Annotated in this window: 15 protein-coding genes and 1 riboswitch; of the genes, 6 read left to right on the top strand and 9 right to left on the bottom strand. The window is 65.8% G+C overall.

Annotation, left to right across the window (positions count from 1 at the left end; translation table 11 throughout):
• Positions 1-61: 61 nt before the first annotated feature.
• Complete coding sequence (locus BTJ49_RS13130; RefSeq protein WP_113065967.1) at positions 62-439, top strand: BlaI/MecI/CopY family transcriptional regulator; 378 nt, start codon at positions 62-64, stop codon at positions 437-439.
• Entirely contained in the window at positions 436-1,671 is a 1,236-nt protein-coding gene (locus BTJ49_RS13125) for a TonB family protein (protein WP_113065872.1), read from the top strand. The genes BTJ49_RS13130 and BTJ49_RS13125 overlap by 4 nt, the downstream gene beginning before the upstream one ends.
• A 132-nt stretch (positions 1,672-1,803) precedes the next feature.
• Here BTJ49_RS13125 and rplS read toward each other — a convergent pair whose 3' ends face one another.
• The 7 genes from rplS to BTJ49_RS13090 form a co-directional block, all read right to left on the bottom strand.
• The gene (gene rplS / locus BTJ49_RS13120; RefSeq protein ID WP_113065871.1) at positions 1,804-2,214 is read right to left on the bottom strand and encodes a 50S ribosomal protein L19; all 411 of its coding nucleotides are present in this window, start codon (positions 2,212-2,214) and stop codon (positions 1,804-1,806) included.
• Between the two features lie 18 nt (positions 2,215-2,232).
• Positions 2,233-3,009 carry a tRNA (guanosine(37)-N1)-methyltransferase TrmD gene (trmD, locus tag BTJ49_RS13115; RefSeq protein WP_113065966.1) on the bottom strand — a complete coding sequence of 259 codons (777 nt, stop codon included), beginning with the start codon at positions 3,007-3,009 and terminating at the stop codon, positions 2,233-2,235.
• 81 nt (positions 3,010-3,090) lie between these two features.
• A complete protein-coding gene (rimM, locus tag BTJ49_RS13110; RefSeq protein ID WP_113065870.1) occupies positions 3,091-3,606 on the bottom strand; it encodes a ribosome maturation factor RimM in 516 nt (171 codons plus the stop codon).
• Between the two features lie 2 nt (positions 3,607-3,608).
• Positions 3,609-3,866, bottom strand: coding sequence for a 30S ribosomal protein S16 (gene rpsP, locus BTJ49_RS13105; protein ID WP_113065869.1), 258 nt, complete (start codon positions 3,864-3,866; stop codon positions 3,609-3,611).
• A 196-nt stretch (positions 3,867-4,062) separates the two neighbouring features.
• Positions 4,063-5,442 carry a signal recognition particle protein gene (gene ffh / locus BTJ49_RS13100; RefSeq protein WP_113065868.1) on the bottom strand — a complete coding sequence of 460 codons (1,380 nt, stop codon included), beginning with the start codon at positions 5,440-5,442 and terminating at the stop codon, positions 4,063-4,065.
• An 87-nt stretch (positions 5,443-5,529) separates the two neighbouring features.
• Entirely contained in the window at positions 5,530-6,120 is a 591-nt protein-coding gene (locus BTJ49_RS13095; RefSeq protein WP_240151523.1) for a response regulator, read from the bottom strand.
• Positions 6,121-6,210: 90 nt separating this feature from the next.
• Complete coding sequence (locus BTJ49_RS13090; RefSeq protein WP_113065866.1) at positions 6,211-6,600, bottom strand: RNA-binding S4 domain-containing protein; 390 nt, start codon at positions 6,598-6,600, stop codon at positions 6,211-6,213.
• 44 nt (positions 6,601-6,644) lie between these two features.
• Between BTJ49_RS13090 and BTJ49_RS13085 the strand changes: the two genes are divergently transcribed.
• Positions 6,645-6,902, top strand: coding sequence for a hypothetical protein (locus BTJ49_RS13085; RefSeq protein WP_113065865.1), 258 nt, complete (start codon positions 6,645-6,647; stop codon positions 6,900-6,902).
• A gap of 1 nt (position 6,903) precedes the next feature.
• On the opposite strand, the gene BTJ49_RS13080 is transcribed toward BTJ49_RS13085, so the two are convergent.
• Positions 6,904-7,806 carry an AEC family transporter gene (locus BTJ49_RS13080; protein ID WP_206098420.1) on the bottom strand — a complete coding sequence of 301 codons (903 nt, stop codon included), beginning with the start codon at positions 7,804-7,806 and terminating at the stop codon, positions 6,904-6,906.
• A gap of 212 nt (positions 7,807-8,018) precedes the next feature.
• On the opposite strand from BTJ49_RS13080, the gene BTJ49_RS13075 reads away from it, so the two are divergent.
• The 3 genes from BTJ49_RS13075 to pnuC all read left to right on the top strand — a co-directional run bounded on the left by BTJ49_RS13075 (position 8,019) and on the right by pnuC (position 12,300).
• The gene (locus BTJ49_RS13075; protein ID WP_113065864.1) at positions 8,019-9,134 is read left to right on the top strand and encodes a phosphotransferase; all 1,116 of its coding nucleotides are present in this window, start codon (positions 8,019-8,021) and stop codon (positions 9,132-9,134) included.
• A gap of 45 nt (positions 9,135-9,179) precedes the next feature.
• Positions 9,180-9,277, top strand: a riboswitch (TPP riboswitch).
• A gap of 56 nt (positions 9,278-9,333) precedes the next feature.
• Positions 9,334-11,499 carry a TonB-dependent siderophore receptor gene (locus BTJ49_RS13070; RefSeq protein WP_113065863.1) on the top strand — a complete coding sequence of 722 codons (2,166 nt, stop codon included), beginning with the start codon at positions 9,334-9,336 and terminating at the stop codon, positions 11,497-11,499.
• Between the two features lie 207 nt (positions 11,500-11,706).
• A complete protein-coding gene (pnuC, locus tag BTJ49_RS13065) occupies positions 11,707-12,300 on the top strand; it encodes a nicotinamide riboside transporter PnuC (RefSeq protein WP_113065964.1) in 594 nt (197 codons plus the stop codon).
• 9 nt (positions 12,301-12,309) lie between these two features.
• On the opposite strand, the gene BTJ49_RS13060 is transcribed toward pnuC, so the two are convergent.
• The gene (locus BTJ49_RS13060; protein ID WP_113065862.1) at positions 12,310-12,879 is read right to left on the bottom strand and encodes an NUDIX hydrolase; all 570 of its coding nucleotides are present in this window, start codon (positions 12,877-12,879) and stop codon (positions 12,310-12,312) included.
• Positions 12,880-12,947: the final 68 nt, after the last annotated feature.

The following is a 12,947-nucleotide window of genomic DNA, read 5'->3' as shown; positions in this document are numbered from 1 at the left end:
TCGAGAATTACACGCGTAATCTGAAATCAACTTGATTACGTGTGTAATACCCATGCCGAAGATTGCCATCAGCGAAGCCGAAAGCCGCGTCATGGATGTGCTGTGGTCGCGGTCGCCGCTCAGTGCGGACGACGTCGTGGCCGCGCTGGCCGACCATACCGACTGGCACGACAAGACCATCCGCACCCTGCTCAACCGCCTGCTGCGCAAAGGTGCGTTGACGCACGAACGCGACGGCCGGCGCTACCTCTACAAGCCCGCAGTGCGTCGCGAAGAGTATGTCAGCCAGGAGAGCCGCAGCCTGATCGACCGGCTGTTCGGCGGCCGCGTCGCGCCGATGCTGGCGCATTTCCGTGAACACGAGGCACTCAGCGAGGACGACATCGCCGCGCTACGCAGGCTTCTCGACGACATCGATCGCGAGGAGGGGGACGCATGAGCACGCTGGCGATACCGATGCTGCTGGGCTTCACCGGCGGAATGGCGCTGACTCTCGCCCTACGCGGCACGCTGCGAAGACACTTTGGTGCCCGCAGCGCGTACGGAGCCTGGCTGCTTCCGCTGGCGACCGCGCTCGCTCCGTGCCTGCCGACGGCTTCCTGGACGCCGCACTGGAGTGTGACGTTACCGACACTGCATGCCACGGGCGTCCATCAGGCGACCGGTGGCTCGAACCTGCACGTGGCAAGCATGCTGATGATGGTCTGGGCGATCGTTGCCGTCGCCCGGATGCTTCGACTGCTGTGGCAATTCGTGCGCGTGCGTCGGGACATGAGCCCGCTGCCTGACGCCCTGCGGCAGCAACTGCAACGGGTGCTGCCAACCTTCCCCGCAACAAGGGTCCGCACGCATCCACTGGGACCCGCCGTGATCGCGGGCTGGCCGAGTCGCGTGTTGCTGCCCGCCGATTTCGCCTCGCGCTTCGGGCGTCGTCAGCAGCGCCTGATCCTGCTGCACGAACAGACCCATCTGCGTCGCGGCGACGCCTGGTGGAACCTGCTCGCCGAGACGCTGTGCGCCCTGCTCTGGTTCCATCCATTCATCGGATTCGCCCGCAACCGCTTCCGCATGGATCAGGAACTGGCATGTGACGCCTGCGTGCTGCGCGCACGTCCAGGTGATCGCCGCGACTACGCCCACGCATTGCTGCGTGGCATCGAACGGCCGGCCATTCCGGCTCTGGCCACCTGGCTCGACGAGCCGCACCTGAAGGAGAGACTACGCATGATCCACACCCGCGCCCATCACGCTACACGCACCCGCAGCGGCCTCGTCGCGCTGACCCTGCTGATCGCTGGCAGCGCATTCGCCGCGCACGCCATGCAGGCCTCCAGCCACGAGAGCAAACCCGCCACCGCGCCGGTCGTATTCGCCAAGGGCCACATGCCGCCGGCACCGGTCTATCCGGAGTCGGCGAAGAAGAACCGTCAGGAAGGCACCGTCATCGTGCTGGCCAAGGTTGGCACAGACGGTCGCATTCTCAGCGCCAAACCCGAACCGGGCAAGGTCGCGCCTGCCCTAGTCGATGCCGCCGTCCAAGCCGTGTCGTCGTGGACGGTGAAACCCGCGCGCGACGCCCAGGGCAACCCTGTCACGGCGTGGGTCAAGATCCCGATCAAGTTCGCTCTCGGCGACGACAAAAACGCTGGCAAGAAACCCACTTCGACCTGATCGCAGAAATCACGTTCCGCAGGAGGCGGACCAAACCGAAGCGCGCCTCGGAAAGTCACGGACGACAGGCACGCAAAAAAAGCCGCGCAGCTCTACTGCGCGGCTTTTCGTTTGCATCGCCGGCTGGCGAACTTACTCGGAAGCGGCAGCGTTTGCGGCGGCTTCGGCCTTGGCCGCAGCCTTGGCAGCCTGGGCGGCAGCAATGTCTTCCTTGATGCGTGCGGCCTTACCTTCCAGACCACGCAGGTGGTACAGCTTGGCGCCGCGCACCTTGCCCTTGCGCTTGACCTGCACGGAGTCGATCTGCGCGCTGTGCGACTGGAACACGCGCTCGACGCCGGTGCCGTGCGACATCTTGCGCACAGTGAAGGCCGAATGCAGGCCGCGGTTGCGCTTGGCGATGACGACGCCCTCGAACGCCTGCACGCGCTCGCGGTTGCCTTCCTTCACCTTCACGTTGACCACGACGGTGTCGCCGGGGCCGAAGTCCGGCAGCTTGCGGGTCATCTGCTCGGATTCGAACTGTTCAATGATCTTGTTCATGGCATACCACCGATGTTTTCAGTCCTGGGGCCCGGTCCCGGCCTCAAGTTGTTGTGTCGCGAAATACTCGCGACGGAATTCGTCCAGCAATGCGCGGGATTCCTCATCCAGCACGCACTGCGCCAGCAGGTCGGGCCGACGCAGCCAGGTCCGACCCAGTGACTGCTTGCGGCGCCAGCGGCGAATGGCCGCGTGATCCCCGCCCAGCAGCACCGGCGGCACCGACCCCAGCGCGTCCGTCTCCGGACGCGTGTAATGGGGGCAGTCCAGCAGGCCGTCCGAGAACGAGTCCTGCTGCGCCGACTGCGCATCGTTCAATGCGCCGTCCTGCAACCGACCCACGGCATCAATCACCACCGCCGCGGCCAGCTCGCCGCCGGACAACACGTAGTCGCCGACGGAAATTTCCTCGTCTACCTCGTGCGCCAGCAGGCGTTCGTCCACGCCCTCGTAGCGCCCGCAGAGCAGTGCCACGCGCGGCCTGGCAGCCAGCTTGCGCACCCTGTCCTGCGTCAGCCGCGCTCCCTGCGGGCTGAGGTAGACCACATGCGCCGGTTCATCCGACGCTTTCCGCAACGCGCCGAACAGCGCGCGCAACGGTTCGATCATCATCACCATGCCCGGACCGCCACCGAAGGTACGTCCGTCCACGGTACGGTAGTTGTCGGTGGCGAAATCGCGTGGATTCCAGGTTTCCACCTGAAGCAAGCCCCGTTGCTGCGCCCGCCCGACCACGCCGACTTCGCTGCACTGTCGGACGAAATCGGGAAACAGTGTGATGACGTCGATCCGCATGTCGTCCCACCGTCCCGGCAGCCACGTGCCGCCTTCTACCGTCTGCCGCGACGCATGCGCCGCGCCGTTCCATTCCACTCGTCAGAAATCAGGGTCCCAGTCGACTTCGATGCGCTTGGCTTCGAGATCGACGGAAACCACGTAGGTTTCCTGCACGAACGGAACCAGATGTTCCTTGCCACCACCGCGCACCACCATGACATCATTGGCGCCGGTCGCGAAAAGATGCTGCACACGCCCCAGTGGGACGCCTTGCACGGTCACGACCTCGAGCCCCTCCAGGTCGCACCAGTAATACGTGCCGTCTTCCGGTTCCGGCAGCGCCTCGCGTGGAACGAGGATGTCGCTGCCGATCCATTCGGCGGCCTGCTCACGGCCTTCGACGCCAGGCAAGACGGCGACAATGCCCTTGCCCTGCTCGCGCCCCGTGACGCCTTCCACCTCCGTTTCCTCACCCGGCGCTTTCACAAGCAGCCAGGGCTGGTAATCGAAGATGCGCGTGCGCGGATCGGTCCAGGATTCCAGCTTGACCGCGCCGCGTACGCCCGACAGCCCGACGATGCGCCCCACAGGGACGCGTCGACCGGCACCGGTCATGCTCAGGCAGCAGCCTGCTGCTTACCGGCTTCCTTCAGCAGAGCGCGAACCTTGTCCGACATCTGCGCGCCCTTGGACACCCAGGTGTTGACCTTGTCCACGTCCAGCTCCAGACGCTTGTCGGCGCCGGAAGCCACCGGATTGTAGTAGCCCAGACGCTCAATGTTGCGGCCGTCACGCTTGTTGCGCTGATCGGTCACGACGATGTGATAGAACGGACGGCCCTTGGCGCCGCCGCGCGCAAGACGAATCTTAACCATTGATTTCAACTCCGAAGTTGCCGGACACCCGGCAGCCGCACGCGACGGTGCGTAGTAAACGCGACATTTTAGCGGAAAAACTCGAAAAAGAAAGACCTTAGGGGCAAGAAAAGACACATGCAGAAAAGGTGAAAGGCGTAAGCCGGATGTCTCGCCCGGCCCGGCCCCCGCCCATTCCGCTCTTTTCTTGTACGCCTCAGCGCATGGGTGGCATGCCGCCGCCCCCGCCCATACCCTTCATGGCGCCGCGCATCTGGCGCATCAGGCCCTTGCCTTTGCCCTTGCCGAACTTGGACATCATCTTCGACATCTGCATGTACTGCTTCAACAGGCGATTGACGTCGGCCGGCTGCGTACCGGAACCACGCGCCACACGCGCCTTGCGTGAACCCTTGAGCAGGTCCGGATGACGGCGTTCCTTCTGCGTCATCGAGTTGATGATCGCGATCATGCGCTTGATCTCGCCGTCGTTGGCCTTCTGCTTCACCGCCTCGGGAAGCTGACCCATGCCCGGCATCTTGTCCATGAGCCCGGCCAGGCCACCCATGTTCATCATCTGCTCGAGCTGATCGCGCATGTCGACCAGATCGAAGCGCTTGCCCTTGATGACCTTCTTGGCGAGCTTCTGTGCTTTCTCGTGGTCGACCTTGCGCTCGACTTCCTCGACCAGACTGAGCACGTCGCCCATGCCGAGAATACGCTGCGCCACACGATCCGGATGGAAGGGCTCCAGCGCATCGGTCTTCTCGCCGGCGCCGAGGAATTTGATCGGCTTGCCGGTGATGTAGCGCACCGACAGCGCCGCACCGCCGCGGGCATCGCCGTCGGTCTTGGTCAGCACCACGCCGGTCAGCGGCAGCGCGTCGGCGAAGGCCTTGGCGGTGTTGGCCGCGTCCTGACCGGTCATGGCGTCGACCGTGAACAGGGTCTCGACCGGATCCAGCGCGGCATGCAGGCGCTGGATCTCCTCCATCATCTTCTCGTCGACGTGCAGACGGCCGGCGGTATCGACGATCAGCACGTCGGCCAACTCGCGCCTGGCGGCTGCCACGGCGTCGTTGGCGATATCGACCGGATTCTGCCCCGCCTCGGACGGGAAGAAGCTCACGCCGACCTGACCGGCCAGCGTCTTCAGCTGCTCGATGGCAGCCGGACGATAGACGTCGCAGCTGACCACCATGACTTTCTTCTTCTGACGCTCGCTCAGCAGGCGCGCCAGCTTGGCCACCGTGGTGGTCTTGCCCGCGCCCTGCAGACCCGCCATCAATACGACGGCCGGCGGCTGCGCAGCCAGGTCCAGCGCCTCGTTGTTCTGCCCCATCAGCGCGGTCAGTTCGTCGCTGACCACCTTCACCAAGGCCTGGCCTGGAGTCAGGCTTTTGAGGACTTCCTGGCCAACGGCGCGCATTTTCACGCGGTCGACCAGGGCCTGCACCACCGGCAGGGCCACATCGGCCTCCAGCAACGCGATGCGCACCTCGCGCAGGCTCTCCTGGATATTTTCCTCGGTCAGGCGACCGCGTCCGCGCAAGCGCTGGACGGTGGAAGAAAGGCGTTGACTAAGCGATTCGAACATGGGGACGGACTTGCGTGCCGGAAACGCCCAGTATAACGGACTAAAGCCGAAGTACGCCGCACGCCTGCATCACACCCGAACACCCGTTCAGACGCGCGGCGCTTCGTCGCGCATCCCGCCATCCACGCCACCTACATCTTCCGGATCGGGCATCGCCACATCGGGGATGGCGGCCATCTCCTCTTCCGACATGCTCGATACGGCCGCCGCGCTGACGCTTTCCTGCCGCGCGACCATGCGCCCGGATTCGACCAGTCGACGAATGCGATCGAACACCTCGGCACGACCGAATGGCTTCTTCATGAAATCGTCGGCGCCGAAGCGCTGCACATAGAACTGCTCGGTGGCCTGCGCATTGCCGCTGATCATGACGATGGGAATGTCGCGGGTGCGTTCGTCATGGCGCAGCGTGCGCAGCACCATGAAACCATTCATGCCCGGCAGCACGATGTCGAGGAAGATCAGCGCCGGACGCTCGCTGCGCGCCAGTTCCAGCGCCTGCTCGCCACTCTCAACCGGCAGCACGGCATAGCCGTCCTGGATAAGCAACTTGGCCAGTACCGCGCGAATGGTCGAAGAGTCATCGACCACCATCACGCACGCGCCTGCCTCGGCCTGCACCCGTGATTCCTGACGGCGCTCGGCTTGGCCACCCAACAGGCGTCGGAACATATTCATCGCTGTCATGTTCCTGCCTCCCATCCGGATTCCTAGGTTCAGTGTGCGTGCCTGTGCAACAAGGCGCAATCGGACATGCGAACGAGGCCGTCAGCCCTGTTCCTTGATGCGGCGCAATTGCCGCCGGGCCTGCTTGTCGGGCTTCCCCTGTGGTGCAACCGGGCGCGAGAAACGACGCAATTCCCGCTGTTCTTCGCGCGCCTCGCGGCTCTCCTCAGTTTCGCGGTACAGCGTCTGCGCCACCCGCGCCGGCCCTCGGACGGCCGAGAGTCCCAGCACCTCGACATCGAACCGCTCCTCTCCGCGCGTCACACGCAGGCGGTCGCCGACCTTGATCGAGCGCGAGGGCTTGCACGGCCCGCCATTGTGCTCGATCTTGCCGCCATCAATGGCCTCCCGGCTCAGACGTCGGGTCTTGAAGAAGCGCGCCGCCCACAACCACTGGTCCGCACGCACCGATTCACTGTTCGCTTCGGTCATGTCTCGATTATGCTGGATCGCGACTCGGATACCAGGAGGCGACGATGGACCTCGGTTTCGATCTCAAATGGCTGATCGTGGCCCTGCCGCTGGCCGGTGCCATACTGAAATGGCTGCGCAGCCACAACGACAGGACGCTCTCGCCACCGACATCGCCGATGACCGACATGGACATCGAGCAGCTGGTGCGCGAGGGCAAGACTATCGAAGCGATCAAAGCGATCCGCAAGAAGTACGCGTGCGGCCTGCAACAGGCCAAGGCACATTTCGAAGCGATCCGGGATCGGCAGCGCGACGACTGACTCAGCCTGTCAGCAACCAGTCTCCGAGGGGCACGGTCAACAGCGACAACACAATGCCGAGTCCCAGAATGCTGTTGGCCAGATCGGTGTCCAGTTCGTACTCGCTGACCAGGATCGCCGCCGAAATCATCGGCGCCATCGCCGCCTCCAGCACACCCACGGTCAACACCAGACCATGCAGACCGGTGGCCAGCCCCAGCGCCAGGCAGAGCAACGGCCCCGCCAGCAGCTTCCAGCCCAGCCCTCCTGCCATCACGCCCGCCTGACCGCGCACACCGCCCAGATGAAACTGCATGCCGACGGCGAACAGCGCCAACGGCGTCAGCGTCGCGCCGATGGGCGATAGCATTTCATCGACGACCGACGGCCAGCCGCCCAGCTGCCCCACGACCATGCCCGCCAACAGGGCCAGAAACGCGGGAAAGGTGAAGATCTTGCGCAGCACGTGGTGCGCTCTGGGCTTGCGGCCCGCATAGAGCGAAGCCACCACGATGGCCGCCGAGGCCAACAAGGGAAACGTGCCCAACTGATCGGCGACGACCGCCAGCTTCAGCCCTTCCTCGCCGTGCAGCGCATGCACCAGCGGATAGCCCATGAAGCTGGTGTTGCCCAGCCCGCAGACCAGCACCAGCGTGCCGATGCGCGCACGCGACCAGCCGCGCCAGCGGCCGATGCCTTCGAACAGCGCCCAGGCGCCGAAGAACACCAGCCAGGAAGCCGCGATCGGAAACCACAGCGCGGCCTGGAAATGCAGTTTCGGAATCAACTCCAGGACGATCGCCGGCAACGCCACGTACAACACCCACCAGTTCAGCGCGCGCGCCATGCCCTCGGGCGGATGCGCCCAGCGCGCGATCGCCACGCCGAGCAGCAGACATGCAAACAAGAGAAGCAACGCGCCCATGGTCCATCCATCTCAAGAAGGCCCGACATTGAACACCATGGCCGAGTTCACGCCAAACCGAAAAATGCCCTCGCCAACCAGCAAGCTGCCGATTCGCGAGGGCGAAACCTCCACGCCGCCCCTGAACCCCTCATGACGGATGAGCAGCGCGCCCTCCCCGGCGGACGATGTATCCGGGATAATCATCGCTCGCACTGAACGCCTCCGATTCCATGAGCCACCTAGTCCATGGCCTGGCCAACGACGATGTCGCGCCCGACTGGCCCGCACTGACGCACGACGAGATCGTCCGCGTCCTGTCGGCCTATGGATTCGAAGGCGTAGGCGATGCGACCTGGCGCAGCCCGCGCCCGCTGTCGGCCGCGGCATTGGTGCCAACAGCCGACGGAACGGTTTTCGTCAAGCGCCATCACCGCAGCGTGCGCACGCCGACGACGCTGGGCGAAGAGCATCATTTCATTGCGCACCTGCGCGCACGCGAAGTGCCGATTCCCCGCATTTTCGAAGACAGCGCCGGGCGCAGCGTTCATGTTCACGGCGATTGGGTGTACGAAGTGCACGCCCGCGCGGAGGGCAAGGATCGATACCGCGAGGCGATTTCATGGTCGCCGCTGCATCGGCTCGATCATGCCCGTGCGGCCGGTGCCATGCTCGCGCAAGTGCATCGCGCCGCCATGGACTATCACGCGCAGCAACGCAGCACACACATCCTGGTGGCGCGCGACGACCTGCTACGCACCGACGATCCGGTGGCTGCGCTGGCACGTCAGTTCGATGACCGCCCGGGTCTGGCCGGGTATCTGCGCCCACGCCCCTGGCGCGACGATTTCGCGCGCTGGATCATGCCGCGCCACGCGCGCCTGCAGCCACTGCTCCGCGATGTGCCGCGCCTGTGGACACACAACGACTGGCACGTGTCCAATCTGTGCTGGCGCGAGGACGACTCCGTCGCCTCGGTACTCGATTTCGGCCTGTGCTCGCCGACCAGCGCCTTGTTCGATCTCGCCACGGCCATCGAGCGCAACGCCATTGCCTGGCTGGAACTGGAGCACGGCCACGATGCCGTCTTCATCGACACCGCCCGCGCGCTCATCGAAGGCTACGCGCAAGTCGCTCGACTGGACCACCGTGACCTGCACATCCTGGCCGAGATGCTGCCACTGGTGCACCTCGACTTCGCCCTGTCGGAAGTCGAATACTTCCACACCATCACCGGCTCGACGTCCGATGCCGATGTGGCCTACGAGACCTTTTTGCTGGGGCACGCGCGCTGGTTCGACAGCCCTCCGGCGCAGGCGCTTCTGGACGCCATCCGCCATGCCGGATAGGCCGCGCGCTTTGCCTGTCGATCGATCCATGTTCCAATACGCGTCTTCGTGAAGCGGGGGTGCCTGGCGTTCGGCCGGGCTGAGAGAGTCCCTTGGAACCTGATCCGGTTGGTACCGGCGTAGGGAGCTTCGACAGGCGCAGTCCGTCCGGACTGCGCGGTCGCCGTCGCTTCGTGTCCACAGAACCGACGAGCCGACCATGTCCCGAAACGCTTCCCGCACCGCCCTCTTCCTCGCCCTGCTCGCTGCCGGCGTCACCGCCCACGCGCAGGATCCGGCCTCCGCGCAATCTTCGGCCACACCGCTGGCTCCGGTCAGCGTGAGCGCCGCGCCGGAGCAGCACGGTGCCAGCGTGGGAAGCCTCGACGGCGCGTCGCTGCACGACACCCCGGTCAGCGTCGCCACCATCGACCGCCGTCAGCTCGACGACCGCCAGCCACGCAGCATCAGCGACCTGGCCAAGCTCGACGCCTCGATGGGCGACAGCTATGCGTCGGTCGGCTACTACCAGGACACCACCATCCGCGGCTACGCGCTCGACCTGGCCACCGGCTTCCGCATCAACGACCTGACCGTCGCCGGCGCGCAGCGCTTCGGCTTGGAGAACAAGCAGAGTGTGCAGGTACTGAAAGGCCTGGCCGGCCTCGACGCCGGCGTGGTCGCGCCGGGCGGCGTGGTCAACTTCGTCACCAAGCGCCCGGCGAACGTTCGCAGCGTGACGCTGGGCACCGACTCGCACGGCTCCCGCTACACCGCCGTCGACCTGGGAGGCTGGCTGACGCCGACCTTCGGACTGCGCTTCAACGGCGCCTGGGAAGGCATCCACAGCTACGTCGACCATGCCGACGGCCGCCGCAACTTCTACGCGCTGGCCGCAGACTGGAAGATCAGCGACCACGCCGTGCTGCGCCTGGACAGCGACTACCAGACCGTCGCGCAGCGCTCGGTCTCCGGTTACCAGTTGCTCGGCGGCACCACGCTTCCGCCCCACCCCAGCCGCACCCAGATGCTGGGCTACGAACCATGGCAGCAGCCGGTCGGCATCCAGTCCAGCAACACCAGCGCACGACTGGACTACCACTTCAGCGACCAATGGACGCTGCGTCTGGCCGCCGGCCACAGCCGCAGCGTGATCCAGGACAACGTCGCCTTCGCCTACGGCTGCTTCTACACCGCCGCCTGCGCCAGCGGCGCCACGCCCGGCAACTACTTCGCGCCAAACGGCGACTACGACATCTACGACTATCGCAGCCCGGACGACACCCGCAACAACGACGAGGCCAAGGCGACCCTGATCGGCCACGTCGAGACCGGTGCCCTGCGCCACACCCTGAGCCTGGGCGTGGACGCCTTCCGCCGCACCGTCGATCAGCGGCCGGACGTGTACGACTACGTCGGCAGCGCCAACATCGATCAGCGCAATCCGCCGGTGTATGCACCGTCGCCGAATCAGCCCGGCCCGTCCGCGCGCCGCCTGACGAGCTGGCAGCGTTCCGCGCTGGCGCAAGACCGCGTGCAGTTCGGTGACCACTGGCAGGTGCTGGCCGACGCGCGCTTCCTGCGCCTGGACGAGCGCGCCTACGACAGTGCCGGCGCGCCCGAGCGCCACACGCGCCTCAACCAGACCCTGCCGCAAGCCGCCGTGCTGTGGCAGCCGACCGATGCCCTGACCAGCTACGTCAGCTACAGCGAGAGCCTCTCGCTGGGCCAGGAAGCCCCCTACTGGACCAGCAATGACGGCGAGATCCTGCCACCCCTGTTGTCGCGCCAGATTGAAACGGGCGTGAAGATCGACACCGACGAAGGCGTGTCGCTCAGCGCCGCGCTGTTCCGTATCCGCCGCCCCTACCAGTTCGCGCAGCCGGACACCTCCGCCGCCGGCTATACCTTCGTGCAGCGCGGCCAGGCCGTGCACAGCGGTCTCGAACTGGGCGCGCACGGCCAGGTGACCGACCACCTGCGCATCGATGCCAGCGCCGCCTGGCTGCGCGCCCGCGCGCAGAACACCGGCACGCCATCGTACGAAGGCCACCAGGTCGTCAACGTGCCGGCGCTGCGCACCTCGGTGTTCGCGGAATACACGCTGCCGGCACTGCCGAAGCTGACTCTGCTCGGCGGCTGGCGATACAGCGGAGCCAAGGCCGCCACCGCCGACGACCGCACTCGCGTCAGCGCCTACAACGTGTTCGATGCCGGCCTGCGCTACCGTGGCCGCTTCATGGACCACGCGCTGACCTGGCGACTGATCGTGAACAACGTGTTCGACCGCTTCTACTGGCGCGACACCGGCAGCGCCTTCGGCGACTACTACCTGTTCCCGAGCGCGCCGCGCCGGGCACGGTTGTCGGTCACCTGGGATTTCTGAGGTGATCCGCTCGACACAGCCACGGACACCAGCGGCTTCGCGACATGCCGGGGCCGAGTGTTGGAACGTCATGCACGAAACCCGTGGCGCGTTGTCCGCAACGCGCCCGTCCCGACAGTCCGCGCGGCGCTCCAGCAGAGCGCGCGGACTGCGCCCTCTGCCTGATGCCGCGCGTGCGCAGGCGAAACGGAAGCGCTGCCGATGACCATGACCTGGATGGAACTGCTCGGCTCGGCCCTCAGCATCTGGGCTGTCTGGCTGACCGCACGACGACGCATGCTGAGCTTCCCGATCGGCATGCTGTCGGTGATCGTCTATGCCTGGATCTTCGTGCGGGCGCAGCTGTATTCGGACACGCTGCTGCAGATCCTCTTCGCCGGCTTCATCCTGTACGGCTGGGTGCGCTGGATCCGCAATCTGGACGACGATGGCCGCGTGCGTATCGCGCCGCTGCCATCGCGGCGCGCATGGATCAGCGCGTCGGTCGGCACGGTCGGCGCCGTGCTTCTGGGCTGGACCATGCATCGCTACACCGATGCCTCCCTGCCCTGGCTGGACGCCGCCCTGACCGCTTTCAGCCTGGTCGCGCAGTACTGGCAGGACCGCCGCCACACGGCGGCCTGGTGGTTGTGGATCGTCGTCGACACCATCTACATCGGCGAATACATCTACAAGGATCTGTACATCACCTCGGCGCTGTATGCGGTTTTCGTCGGCCTGGCCGTGATGGGCCTGCGCGCCTGGCAGCAAGTCGAACAGGCTTCGTCGCCGCAATCGGTCTGCGCGCCCGACGTTCCGTAGTTCAGCCGCTCAATGTTCTCCGGACGCGCTCGCGTCCGGGCGCTGCAGCCAGCGCTTCGCCATCCGACGCAGGGAGTCGTCCAGCGAAACGTCGGCGGCGATCTCGATGACGTCGCGCCAGGCCAGCGCGTGCGACTCCTCATTGAGCGTGAATCGCTCGTCGTCGCCGGCCCGAACCACATAGCGCACGTCGTAGTGCCAGTGCTCGGGCTCGGTGCCGCGCGCAGGAATGCGATGGCGATCGAGATCGTAGATGCCGCCCTCCACGGCGAGACCCGGCACGCCGGTTTCCTCGTCCGCCTCGCGCAGCGCCACGCGCGCCAGATCAACGTCGCCGTCGGCGTGGCCACCCGGCTGCAACCAGCGATCGAGCTTGCGGTGGTGCATCAATAACGCACGACGACCGTCTCGGCTGACCAGCCAGCACGACGCCGTGAAATGCCCTTGCAGGCGCGTCCGCTCGAAAGCATGCACGCCGTCTTCGACCAGGGTCAGGAACAGCGCAGCCGTGTCGTGATCGGCCTGTTCATCGGCATGGGCGCGCAGGGCCGCGCGCAGATCGTCGAGGTCGTAAGGCATGAGGTCCGCCTGGCAAATCGGGCAGCCTGCCCGTTCCATTCGCCGCCGGCAAGCGCGGGACAGGCATG

Source organism: Oleiagrimonas sp. MCCC 1A03011 (assembly GCF_003267965.1).
Classification (GTDB): Bacteria; Pseudomonadota; Gammaproteobacteria; order Xanthomonadales; family Rhodanobacteraceae; genus Oleiagrimonas; species Oleiagrimonas citrea.
This window is presented reverse-complemented; position numbering and strand designations above follow the sequence as displayed.